Source organism: Streptomyces phaeoluteigriseus, from assembly GCF_001896135.2.
Lineage (GTDB): Bacteria > Actinomycetota > Actinomycetes > Streptomycetales > Streptomycetaceae > Streptomyces > Streptomyces phaeoluteigriseus.
On the sequence record NZ_MPOH02000011.1, the window covers coordinates 255,512 to 267,002 of the forward strand.

Sequence of the window (11,491 nt, forward strand, 5' to 3'; positions counted from 1 at the left end):
TACGCGCCGGGCGCTCGTCCCCGCCGACGGGCGTGGAGGAGCCGCCCTCCACCACCTTCCCTGAACCGCCGCCTTCGGCCTTGTACGGGGACAAGGCACCCTCGCGCACGGGGGCGAGAAGCCCGCCCTCATCCACGCGCGTGGGACGCTGCACTTCAGCCACAGGAGCGACTCGATCGGCGTCAGCCAGGCGCGCGAAACCGTTGACGTCGGTCACCCGCGCGGACCTGTCGACATCGGTCACCCGCGCGGACCCGTCGACGTCGGTCACCCGCGCAGACCCGTTGACGTCCGTCACGCGCGTGACGCGATCCGTCCCGCCCGCCTGCACGTCCCGATCGGCGCCCCGACCGTCCTCCTCCCGACCGTCCTCCTCCCGACCGCCCGGAGAACCACGGTCTCCGTCCTCGCCGCCGCGGGCACCTTCCGGGCTCTCACCGGGCCCCTGGGCCTCTCCCCCGGCGCCCGCCGAGGCGCGCTCCGTGCCCTGAGCCCGATCGCCGGGCTGATTCCCCAGGTCCCCCACGTCCCCACTGTCCCCCGCGTCCCCACAGTCCCTCGGGCCCACAGTCCCTCGGGCCCCCCACGCCCCCCAGGTCCTCCAAGTCTTTCTGGGCGCTTTGGCCCCGGTGATCGCCGTGGGCCCCCTCCCCCGCCTGCCCGCCACCCTCCGTGTGATCCCCTTGACCTCCTTGATCCGCTCGATCCGCGTGATCCGCTCGCTCCGCTCGGTCGGTGTGGTCGGTGTGGTCCTGATTCGTGACGGCGGTCACCGGTCACCTCTCCTTCTGTAGGACGGACAGCGCGGCGATGAGTTCGGCCTGGGGTTCGGCGTGGACGTCGAGTCCGTCGAGCGGGGCGAGCCGGCGTTCGCGTTCGTTGTGCATGACGCGGTCGAGGTGCTCGGTGAGCAGCCGTCCGGCCCGGTCGCGCAGCCGCAGCGCGCCACGGGCGCCGATCCGTTCGGCGAGCCCCTCGCCCGCCGAACGGGCCCTGCGGCCACCCAGCAGGACGGTGGCGACGAGGGCCGCGACGAGTTCCGGGTCGGGTGCGGCGCCACGTTCGACGTCGCGCACCTCGTCCTCGGCGTACTCCTCCAACTCGCGCCGCCAGCGCCGTACGGCGATGCCGATGCGGTGTTCGACGGTCTCCGGGGAGTGGTCGCGGTCGAGCAGTTCCGGGGCGGCTGCGGCCGGTTCACGACGCCATGCCTCGTCGACGCGTTCGTCGGCAGCGGTGACGGCGCACAGCAGCAGCGCGGCCAGGCTCTCCACGAGGGCGTCGAGCAGTTCCCCGGAGGTGCAGTCCAGCGGAAAGGCCCGCCAGCGCTTGAGGGCGTCACCGGCGAGCACGGCGCCGCTCTGCAACCGGCCCCGCACGCGCGCGTACTCGCTGTCGTAGGCCCCGTCGACGGCCGAGGTGAGCCGTAGAGCGGCGGCGTACTGAGCGGCGGCGGCGCCGGCCAGTTCGGGCATCCGGGACTTGAGCGAGTCGAGGACGCCGTACGCCGTGCGGGCCATCGCGTCGTGGCGGGCGGCGAGGTCCTGCGCGTGCTGGACGAGCCAGGCTCGCAGCGGTGCCACGGCGGTGGCCGGAAGCAAGCCCCCACCCCAGGCGGACTCGGGGAGTTCGGGCACGGTGAAGCGCGGTACGTGACCCAGTCCTGCCTTGGTGAGCAGGGCGCCGTACTGCCGGGAGACCTCGGAGACGACCTGGTGGGGTACGCGGTCGAGGACGCTCACGAGCGTCGCGTCGTACTCCTTGGCGGTGCGCAGGAGGTGCCAGGGCACGGCGTCGGCGTACCGTGCGGCCGTGGTGACCATCACCCAGATGTCGGCGGCGCAGATGAGTTCGGCGGCCAGGACGCGGTTGTCGGCGACCAGGGAGTCGACGTCGGGCGCGTCCAGGAGGGCGAGTCCGGGCGGAAGGGTCTCCGCGGTCTCGATGCGCAGGAGGCGTCTGCCGTCCTCGCCTGGCAGCAACAGGTCTTCCGCGGGCTCCTGATGGGGCACCCACACGCGCGTGAGGTCGGGCAGTACGCGCATGCCGCTGAACCAGTGATGGTCCTCCGGGTGGCACACCAGCACCGGCGTCCTGGTCGTCGGCCGCAACACGCCCGCCTCGCTGACCCGCCGCCCCACGAGGGAGTTGACGAGGGTCGACTTGCCGGCGCCGGTGGAACCGCCCACCACGGCCAGCAAAGGCGCTTCGGGCTGTCTCAGCCGGGGCACCAGATAGTCGTCGAGCTGGGCGAGGAGTTCGTCGCGGTTGGCACGCGCGCGTGGCGCCCCCGCCAGGGGCAGCGGAAAGCGTGCGGCGGCGACACGGTCGCGCAGGGCGGAGAGTGCGTCGAGCAGCTGAGGCCGTACGTCCAAGGTCACCACATGCGAAGAATGCCCAATTTCAGGGGATTTATGAAGCATATAGGCATGCCTGCGCGCCGATAGGACAGAAGGGATGGAAGCCGCGACTGGGACAGAGGCGCAGCGCAGGCATAACGAGTGCACAACACCCGGCGCTCCGGGCACCAAAAGCGGTGCACAATTCGTACCTGCCTGCGATTATCAGGACCGCTTCACCGAACCTCCACATTGAGCCACGGAGGCGAAGCGCTCAGGACAAGGAACCGGGAGCCCTATCCTTGTCCCCGGCAACGTCACGGATCAGCCCACACCAGGGCACCAGGTACGAGGCCACCACACCCGGCCCCCGTAGCTCAGTGGATAGAGCAGGCGCCTTCTAAGCGCTTGGCCGCAGGTTCGAGTCCTGCCGGGGGCGCAAGTCTCCGCCCTCCCCTTGGGAGGGCATTTTTGCTGGTCACGGCGTGTTTACGCGCCGCGACGAAGCCCCGAACACTCCCCCGACGATCAAGGGGAGGGTCCGGGGCTGTCCGGCTGTAACCGGGTTTTCGCGGGTGGCCCTGTCGAATACGTGTCGAAGTTCTCGGCGAGAAGCCTCAGCCTGGGCCGGGCAGCTCGGGAAGATCGCCAGCGGCCTCCAGCCGCCTTTTCAGGTCAGGCAACTGCCCCTCGACGCATCGTGCGTAGGTGGCCAGCAGCACCGGCACGCTGTTCCCTGCCCATTCGGCCACCTGGGCGGGTGGAATTCCGTCATTGAGCCACTTCGTGAGGCGTGTGTGCCGGTTGTCGTACACCCGCCTCCCGGTAGGCGACTCGAAAACGTGCGGGAGCAGGACAGCCTTGCGCGCACTGCGCCACGCCCGGCGGATGACCGAACCCGCGGGAATGCCGCCCGTCTCCCCCTGGAAGAGCAGATCCCCCGGCTTGAGCTGTTCGTCCTCGATGTGCTGCCGCAGGATGCGCGTCAGGGCGGGATGCCCCGGCACGGTGCGCGTCTCGCCCTCGGCACGGCCCTTCAGGTCGCGTTCCTCGTGGATCTCTCCGGTGTCGGTCCACTGCTTGCCGACCTCCGGAGTCGCCGTGTGGATCAGCAGCTCGCACCACTGGTCCCCGGCGTGGGGGCCGGGAAGCGTCACGTCCTGCACACGCATGGCTACGGCCTCCTCGGGCCGCAGAGCGCAGTAATACAGCGTGGCGAAGAACGCGTGCAGCCGCTGTCCTCCCCGCGGCCGGCGCCGGATCCAGTCGAGGAGCGCCGCCGCCTGGTCCGCGTTCATCAAGGACCGCTTGTCCACGGCGTTGCTGGTCTTGGTGACGGCCGTCGACTCCTTCCCCTTGGGGAGGGGGTTGGTCCGCAGGACGCGCCGCCGGATCGCGTGCTTCATGACGACGTTGAGGATCCGGCGGTGGCGCTTCCGCGACCAGGCCGCCGCCTGCTTGCCGTCGAGGCGCGTGTCGACGGCTCGCAGGACCTCATCGACTCTCTCCGGCTCCTCCCAGACTGAGACCGGCAGGGAGTTGCGCTCCACCCACCTGAGGATGGCCTCCACGTCTCGCGGGGCTTCCGCACGGCGGGTCGCGTTGAACGCCCATTCGCGTAGCGCGGTCCGCACGGCCACCGGGGCGAACTGGGTCGGCTGGGCACGTAGCAGCGCGATGGTGACCGCCGTCAGGGTCTTGGCGGTGTTCTTACGGCTGTTGCCGCCCAGCTCCGCCCAACGGGCGTCCACGTACCCGACGGCGAACGCGTACCAGCTCATCGAAGCCGACTTGGAGCGGTGGGACACCGGCAGCCCGGTCGCGATGACGAAGGCCTCGCCCTTGCCCGTGGCCCGAATCAATTCGGAGCGGAAGCCCTCGGCGAGCGCGACGGTGCCGAAGGGCTCACGCCAGCGCTTGCCCGCGACCTCCCAGCGCACGGTGTAGGTGGTCTTCCGGGCACCCTTGTACGTGAGGATCTTGTAGACCTTGACGTCGTACGTGGTCTCCATCAGGCGGCGTCCTCACGGTCGTCAAGCCAGTGGTCGAGATCGCTCCGCCGGATCCTGAGGTCGCCGTTCGGGAGCTTGAAGCAACGCGGCGCACGCCGTTTCGCCCGCCAGTCGTAGAAGGTCGAGCGCGAGACGCCCAGTTCTTCGCAGACCTCCGCGAGGGTCAGCATCGTGCGCGACCGGACGGCCGTGGTCATTCTGTGTTCCCTTCGCTCCGGAGGACTTCGCGGGCGGTCTCGCGGTTGGTGTGCAGGTCGCGCGCGATGGTCGCGGCGAGGGCGGCTTCACCTGGGGTGTGGCCGTGTCCGGCGTACTGCCAGTCGGTCAGGACGAGGACGGTGTCCGGTTCGCGGTCGTCGAAGCCGAGGGCGGACGCCTCTTGAGCGGCGCGGAAGTCGGCGCGTTCCTGGCGGAGGGCGCCGAGGGTGGTCGAGTAGGCGCGCGACTTGGACGAGAAGTGCCCGCGGAAGCCGAGCATGTGCGCCCAGGCCCAGAGACGTCGGTCCGGATACAGCGGGTCGAGGTCGCGGCACGCGGTGATGAGCCGCCGGGTGTGGTCGGGGACGCCGTGGCGGTCGAGTTCGGCGAGTTCGCCGATACGGCGGTCCAGGGTGCCGGTATTCTCTGCCGCCTTGGTGGCGTACTTGGCCACGTACGACGCGACGGCCTGTTCGGTGATGTCGGAGCCGTCCCCGAAGGCCTTGATCGGGCGGACGTCGAGCTGTCGGCCCCATCGGAACGTCCGGGCAGGCTGGTCGTCGACGGCCGGAACCGAGACGGACGTGTACGAGTGCGCGGCGGCGGCCCGGAGCGCATCGGTGAGCACGTCGACCGTGGCCCAGGCGGGCGGCGGTGTGCCGGGTCCGTCGGGGCGTCGAGGCGTACGACGGCGTGGAAGTGCAGGGCCCCGCGCTTCTGAAACTCGGCCACCTTGCCGTACGAGACGCGCAGGTGGTCGGCGAGTTCCCGGCGGGCCAAGCCGCCGCGGGCGGCGAGTTCGCGGCGGAGCCGGGTGGTGAAGCGCTGCCAGAGCTGTCCGGCGTGGTTGTTGAACAGGACGGCGCCCGCGTAGTCGTAGGCGTCCGGGTCGAGGGCGGTGCCCAGTTCCGGGGCGTCGGACGCGTGCCGGTCGCCGCAGCGGCAGGGGCTGCCGTGATCGGGCCGGTTGTGGACCGGCCCGAACGAGGGGGCCGTGAGGGTGGCGAAGACGCGCGGGTGATCGCGGACGTCGGCAGGGATGTCCCGGCGGTCGTCCCCGGCGAGGCCCGCACGGATGAGGTGGTAGGTGTCGCCCGCGTAGGTCCAGGCGCAGGACGGGCAGCGGGAGGCCCGGCGGTTGCCGCAGGCAAGGCGGAGGCGTCCACCCGGCTCGTTCTCGGTGGAGTAGTGGTGCAGCGTCTCGCCGGTGGTCTTGTCCTTCGTGAGCGTCCAGCCGGTCAAGTGGATCGGGTCGGAGCAGCCGCCGGTGCGGCGAATCTGATCTTCCCAGCGGGTGTAGTCGGAGGCCGAGGCCACCCGGAGGACGTCTCCGAGGGTGATCGGGTCGAGTGGGTGGGCGGACGTGGTCACCTTGGGTGTCACTGGTGAGGCCCGGTGGGCCATGCTGGAGGTTCCTTCCGGTTACGAGATTGATCGGTGGGGACGGCTCCCGGGCGGCGGATGCTTGGCGGTATCAGGGCCGCCCGGGGGCCGGTCAGCGTCGCTTGGCGTCCGAGGCGAGCACGGAGCGCAGTACGACGGCGCAGACGGCGACGGACGCGCCGGTGACGGCGACCGCCAGGAGCAGCGAGACCAGGACGGCACCGAGGACCAGGACCGCGGCAGTGCCGACGCCGACGAGCGCGAACATCGTGCCGGGAGTGAGCTGGACGACCGGGCGAGACGAGGCAGGGGCGACGGGCGTCGGCGACGGCACCGGGGTGCCCGGGGTGATGATGGTCGGCTCTATGACGGCGGGCGGGGTGGTCAGGCCGGTGGGCTGGGGCATGGTCGGGATCTTGGGACGCAACATGGGCGATTCACCTTTCGCGGTTACTTGACGGCGTTGTCGATGACGGGGGCCAGAACGCTGTCGGCGATGAGGTATCCGCCGAGGAGCAGTACGGCGATGAGCCACCAGGGCGGGCGGATGAGCTTCACGCCGAGGTAGCCGACGGCGAGCAGCGCGAGCCAGAGCGGGACCTGCACGTTGATCTCCTAGCGGACGCGGCAGCGGTGGGTACGGGCGGCGAGTTGGGCGGCGGTCTGGCTGGAGTAGTCGGCGGACCAGCCGCAGCGGTCGGCGGTGCAGACGGCGGCATGCACGGTCCGGCCGTGGCGGTCACGGTGGGTGCCGATCTGCACGGGGCCGATCCGCATCACGGAGTGGAAGTTGTCGCGGGCGGGCATGTCAGTTGCTCTCCTTCCGGGCGGTGGTGGGGTCGGGGAAGCTGGCGCGGATGCCGGCGGCGGTGGCCGGGTCGGTGGTGCGCTGGGCGGCTTCCTCGGCGAGCAGGTGGGCGAGGTAGGGCCGGTCGGCTGCGGTCATCTCGCGGGCGCCGTCGAGGTAGTCGGCAGCGGTCAGGTCGGCGGGGCCGGAGACCATGTGTCGTTCCTTCCTGGTCAGGCGAGGTGGGCGGCGATGGCGTCGGCGAGGTGGGGCGGGACGCCGAGGCGGGAGCGCAGGGTGTCGGTGTCGATCGGAGCGCCGGTGCGGGCGCGGTACTCGTCGGCGGCCTTGCGGGCGTGGTCGACGAGGACGGCGGGGACCGGCGGGGTGGGCGTCGAGGCGAAAGCTGAGACCGGGGCCGGGGCCGAGACCGGGGCCGATGCCGGGTCCGGGGCCGACGCCGGGTCCGAAGCCGCATCAGGCTCGGGCACGGCTGGTGCCGGTAGCCGCGGTTCGGCGTCCGTGTCCGGGACGGGTGCCGGCCGAACCGGCTCCGGCTCCGCAGCCGACGAGTGAGCGAGGAGCGTTCCGCCGAGGAAGGCGAGGGCGGGCCACCCGGCGATGCCGAGACGGAGCAGGGCGGGCGGGTCGGCCAGGTCGAGGAACCCGGCGGTGGCGACATTGGCGCCGAGCGAGGCGACCAGGGCGATGAGGAACCAGCACCAGGCCAGCCGGGAGGGCCCCTCGGAGCGGAGTCGTCGCCAGGCGGCGACCAGGAGCAGGTCGACACTCACCGGGTAGGCCCAGGCCTTCCAGCCGTCCTGTCCGGCAGCGGCGGCCAGGTCGTGCAGGTGGGCAAAGGACAGAGCACCGGCGATCACGGCCTGAATCAGCACCGCGTCGATACGGAGACCATGACGGGCGCCCATCAGGAATCCTCATCCGGGTGGAAGGGACCGTCCTCCGAGTCGTAGCCAGACGGGAACGTGCCGGGCGGCGGCTCGGGCAACGAGACGGCGAGGGACGTGCTGACCGCCTCCACGAAATCGAGGTCGGCGCCGCCCATGTCGGCGTACAAGGCGAGTTGGCCGAGGAGGAGCACGGTCCGGGCGAAGTCCTCGCAGTTCGGGCACATGCCGAGTTCTCCCTTCATCAGGCATGGCAGGGGTAGGGACTTGGCGCGAAGACGGTCACGCCGACCGATGGGACGAGTGAGAGATCAGGCGGTGGCCGGAGAAGGCTTGGCCGACGGCACGGGAGCGGCGGCGGGGCCGGAGATGGCGGGCCGGAACGGCGCCAGCTCAGGCAGGTCCGGGGTCCGGTCGGCGTGCCGGTTGCAGAGGTTCACGGCCTGGCGGAGTGAGGTGTGCGGGGCACGGATGCGGTGCCAGCCTCCGGAGGAGTCGCCCGCGATGGCGATCCCCCGCATCTCAGCCGGGATCTGGATGGCGGCGAGGACGGCGTCCGGGGAGATGTCGCCGAAGGCCATGTTGGCAGAGGTCTCGTCGTTGACGCGGTGGGCGGTACGTCCGGTGAGCTGGGCGCGGAGCATGGTGATGCCCTTGCCGAGTTCCGAGCCGAGGCGCTGTCCGCAGATCTCCAGGTAGATGCCGGCCGCGCGGCCGAGCTGGGCGAGGCGGACGAGCGCGGTGATGATCCGGTCCCGCCGCTTCTCCTCCTCCTTGCTGGCGTACAGGGCGAGTTCGGCAACCTCGTCGACCAGGACGACGACCGGAGTCGGACGCAATCCGTCGGGCAGATCCCAGATGTCGGCGGCGATCTCCGCGTCCGGTACGTCGACGGTGATCCGTTGCTGGGCACGGATGAGTTGATAGACGTCCGCCATCCGGCCCACGAGCGCATCGAGCAGTTCGGCGGCGGTGTCGGGGTTGTCGGCCAGCGCGGAGAACCTGCGGCCCAGCGGGAACAGTTCGACGCCTTGCTTGCAGTCGATGCCGACGAGAGCGACATCCATCGGGGCGAGTCCGGCGACCAGGTTGCGCTGGTAGACGGACTTGCCGGATTCCGTGGCGCCGAGGGTGAGGGCGTGGGGTATCGCCCGGTAGTCGCGGTAGTTCACCGAGCCGTCCTGTCGCAGGGCGACGGGTACCCGCATGGGCCGGGTCTCGGTCGCGGCGGGCATCTGCACCCGCTTCAGCACGTCGTAGCCGGTCATCCGCACTTCTATGACGCCGGACCGCAGCTCACGCGAGGTGACGCCGTACATCGAGAACGAGTGCCGGAGCCTGTCCGAGGCTGCGGCGATGTCGAAGGCGTCCTGGCCGGGGCGCAGCTTGAGCCGCAGGACGAGGCCGGTGCGAGTCGGCCGCAGCCGCAGGATGCGCGACGGACGGGACTCCGGCATCGGGCGGTTGGTGGCCCGTGCCAGGGCGAGCCGCCATCGCGCGGGCGGCACGGTCAGCCCGCACGCGTCCATGACGGAGCCGTACCGGACCAGGACCCTCAGCGTGGCCAGGGCGACCCCGAAAACCAGCCAGTACCAGGCGGGGCGCCGCCACCGCAGGAGACCTGCGGCGGCGACGACCAGCACCAGAGCGACCGTGAAGCCGGTCATGATCAGGCCGCCTTCGGCCCTGCGGCGGCGTTGGCGAGCGAGGTGACCGCGACCGCGCGGAACGCGATTCCGTGCCGCTTCTGGCCGTTGAAGTCGTTCTCCCACGGCCGGGCGATCAGGCCGGTGAGCGCGACCGGAGTGCCCATGGCCAGCTCACCGCTGATCCCGGGCTCCGGGACGGTGATGGACAGGATCTCCACCTCTTCGTTGGCCGCGAACATCACGTCGACCGTCATCAGCTTCGAACCGGACTCGACGTCCATGGCGATCTCGCCGGTACGGCGGTCCTTCACCTTGGGCTGCGGAGTCTTGGCGACCATCACGATCGCGGCGGAAGTGTCGACAGGGATCTGACGCATATCAGAGCACTCCTTTATAGATGCTGAACTCCGCCACTCATGTACATGAGTGACATAAGAGTGCACCACTCCTGTATATGAGTCAACCCGCCGCGAAGAGGAACTCGCGACGGGCTGCGGAGAGTTGAGCGGGCGTCAGTCGTCGGCAGGGATGCGGTACTCGAAAACGAACTGGTCAGCGGCCATGAGCGTGTCGCACACCTCGACCACGAGGCCTGCGGTCGTACGCGCTTCCCGGATCAGGTGAACCACGGCAGCACCCGGGCTCAGTGCCAGCTCCGAGGCTTCCGACTTCGAGGCCGGCCGCGCCTGCAGCGTCTCGACGAACTCCGCGAACTCATGTCCATGGTCTTCGAGTCGGGCGTAGATACCACCGCCGCCGGGGTTCTCGGCGAACAGCTCCGGGATCTCCTTCACGACGTCCCACGGCAGGTAGGACGTGGCGGTCTCGACCGGAACGCCGTTGCGGAAGTAGAGGCGCCGGCGGGCCAGCACCTGCGCACCGGCAGGAACACCCAGCCGTTGGGCGGCATCCTCAGGAGCCTTCATGGGCCCGATGTAGAGGACGCTCACCTTTGCTGTGGCGCCGGACTGCGCGGACTCCGCAAGGTAGGCGGCCTGCCCTCCCTGCCGAAGCGAGCGCCGGAAGCGATCGGAGGAGCGGTGCCGCACAGGGGGCCGGTTCTTCACGATCGAGCCCTTGCCGTGCCGGGTCTCGACGAGTCCACTCGCCCGCACCTCGGCCATGGCCTTACGGATCGTCCCGCCAGACACGCCGTAGCGATCCACCAGCTCGGATTCACTCGGCACCATGTCACCAGGCTTCAGAACCCCCGCCCGGATCTGCTGCACGATCTCTTCCGCGATCTGCACGTACCGAGGACCGGCCGTGCCCCCTCCAGCAGCAGTTCCCATAGTCCTTCTCTGCCTCCTAAGCTCCTCTACATGAGTCAACCACAGGAGGCGACACCGCCTCCCCTGCACTCCGTTTCCGTAGCCGGAGTGGTTGTGCGCGAGGACGGCCGCCTTCTGGCGATCCGCCGAGCCGACAACGGCACCTGGGAACTCCCCGGCGGCATCCTCGAACTCGACGAGACGCCAGAGGCCGGCGTGGCTCGGGAGGTCCTGGAGGAAACCGGCATCCACATCGAGGTTGACGAACTCACAGGCGTCTACAAGAACATGACCCGCGGAGTCGTCGCCCTGGTCTTCCGCTGCAAGCCCTCAGGCGGCACCGAACGCACCTCCAGCGAGTCCACGGCCGTCTCATGGCTCACGCCCGACGAGGTCACCGAGCGCATGTCCGAGGCCTTCGCCATCAGACTCCTGGACGCCTTGGACGGCAACGGCCCCCATGTACGGAGCCACGACGGCAGACAGCTGCTCAACCGATGACAGAAGCGGACAACGTACGTCGGCAACCGAGGCACCTCACGGAGCTGTCCACCGTCAATGAGTTCCTTGATGAGATACGCCTTCGCCCCGGTATGTGGCTGCGCGGCGGTTCCCTCCAACACTTGGACTCCATGCTCATCGGCTACCGAGCCGCGATGGCCGTGCATGGGGTCGAGGAAGACTTCGCCTTCTGGAGCCCTGGCACTCAAGGCCCCTTCGCCGAGTGGCTGTGGCAGCGGCTAGGCCGTCACAGCGCTCTTGGTTGGGCGGTCGAGATCGAACGTGAGGCCCAAGAGGCCAATGTGGCCCCGGTTGAGCTGTTCTTCAGCCTGTTCGATGAGTACCGACGAGAGCGCCCACCCGACCGAGGGATAAGACTTTCCCCTACTTCATCAAGGCGGCTCGCTCCGCTCCCCGCGCGCGGCCCGCCCCGGCCGGGCCGT

General features: G+C 70.0%; 13 protein-coding genes, 1 tRNA gene and 2 pseudogenes. 3 read left to right on the top strand and 13 right to left on the bottom strand.

The annotated features are described in order from the left end of the window. Positions 1-776 precede the first annotated feature (776 nt). On the bottom strand, positions 777-2,384 hold the full coding sequence (locus tag BM536_RS12285; RefSeq protein WP_073498655.1) for a dynamin family protein: 1,608 nt from the start codon (positions 2,382-2,384) through the stop codon (positions 777-779). A 321-nt stretch (positions 2,385-2,705) separates the two neighbouring features. Here BM536_RS12285 and BM536_RS12290 point away from each other — a divergent pair. Then, a tRNA-Arg gene (locus BM536_RS12290) sits at positions 2,706-2,778 on the top strand. A gap of 178 nt (positions 2,779-2,956) precedes the next feature. On the opposite strand, the gene BM536_RS12295 is transcribed toward BM536_RS12290, so the two are convergent. The 12 genes and pseudogenes from BM536_RS12295 to BM536_RS12350 form a co-directional block, all read right to left on the bottom strand. Then, the gene (locus BM536_RS12295) at positions 2,957-4,351 is read right to left on the bottom strand and encodes a tyrosine-type recombinase/integrase (RefSeq protein ID WP_073498657.1); all 1,395 of its coding nucleotides are present in this window, start codon (positions 4,349-4,351) and stop codon (positions 2,957-2,959) included. After that, positions 4,351-4,548: a helix-turn-helix transcriptional regulator gene (locus tag BM536_RS12300; protein ID WP_073498659.1), complete on the bottom strand. Its 198-nt coding sequence runs from the start codon at positions 4,546-4,548 to the stop codon at positions 4,351-4,353. Before BM536_RS12300 ends, BM536_RS12295 begins: the two co-directional genes overlap by 1 nt. After that, positions 4,545-5,953 (bottom strand): annotated as a pseudogene (gene repSA / locus BM536_RS12305) (replication initiator protein RepSA). The gene BM536_RS12300 and the pseudogene repSA overlap by 4 nt, the downstream one beginning before the upstream one ends. Positions 5,954-6,044: 91 nt before the next feature. Then, entirely contained in the window at positions 6,045-6,362 is a 318-nt protein-coding gene (locus BM536_RS12310; RefSeq protein ID WP_073498662.1) for a SpdD-like protein, read from the bottom strand. Between the two features lie 20 nt (positions 6,363-6,382). Beyond that, on the bottom strand, positions 6,383-6,538 hold the full coding sequence (locus tag BM536_RS12315; protein WP_094102923.1) for a hypothetical protein: 156 nt from the start codon (positions 6,536-6,538) through the stop codon (positions 6,383-6,385). Positions 6,539-6,547: 9 nt separating this feature from the next. Next, on the bottom strand, positions 6,548-6,739 hold the full coding sequence (locus tag BM536_RS12320; protein ID WP_073498664.1) for a mobile element transfer protein: 192 nt from the start codon (positions 6,737-6,739) through the stop codon (positions 6,548-6,550). Between the two features lies 1 nt (position 6,740). Then, positions 6,741-6,935 (bottom strand): hypothetical protein, encoded by a 195-nt coding sequence (locus tag BM536_RS12325; RefSeq protein ID WP_073498666.1) that lies wholly within the window; start codon positions 6,933-6,935, stop codon positions 6,741-6,743. Positions 6,936-6,952: 17 nt separating this feature from the next. Continuing rightward, entirely contained in the window at positions 6,953-7,648 is a 696-nt protein-coding gene (locus BM536_RS12330; protein WP_073498668.1) for a DUF2637 domain-containing protein, read from the bottom strand. After that, on the bottom strand, positions 7,648-7,854 hold the full coding sequence (locus BM536_RS12335; protein ID WP_073498670.1) for a hypothetical protein: 207 nt from the start codon (positions 7,852-7,854) through the stop codon (positions 7,648-7,650). Before BM536_RS12335 ends, BM536_RS12330 begins: the two co-directional genes overlap by 1 nt. Positions 7,855-7,938: 84 nt before the next feature. Further along, positions 7,939-9,294: an FtsK/SpoIIIE domain-containing protein gene (locus BM536_RS12340; protein WP_094102924.1), complete on the bottom strand. Its 1,356-nt coding sequence runs from the start codon at positions 9,292-9,294 to the stop codon at positions 7,939-7,941. A 2-nt stretch (positions 9,295-9,296) separates the two neighbouring features. After that, entirely contained in the window at positions 9,297-9,653 is a 357-nt protein-coding gene (locus tag BM536_RS12345) for an SCO3933 family regulatory protein (protein WP_073498672.1), read from the bottom strand. Between the two features lie 135 nt (positions 9,654-9,788). After that, the gene (locus BM536_RS12350) at positions 9,789-10,568 is read right to left on the bottom strand and encodes a GntR family transcriptional regulator (RefSeq protein ID WP_073498674.1); all 780 of its coding nucleotides are present in this window, start codon (positions 10,566-10,568) and stop codon (positions 9,789-9,791) included. Between the two features lie 30 nt (positions 10,569-10,598). On the opposite strand from BM536_RS12350, the gene BM536_RS12355 reads away from it, so the two are divergent. Together BM536_RS12355 and BM536_RS41750 are read left to right on the top strand one after the other, a co-directional pair. Next, complete coding sequence (locus tag BM536_RS12355) at positions 10,599-11,048, top strand: NUDIX hydrolase (protein ID WP_073498676.1); 450 nt, start codon at positions 10,599-10,601, stop codon at positions 11,046-11,048. Positions 11,049-11,179: 131 nt separating this feature from the next. After that, positions 11,180-11,491: pseudogene (locus tag BM536_RS41750) on the top strand (hypothetical protein); the annotation flags it as partial.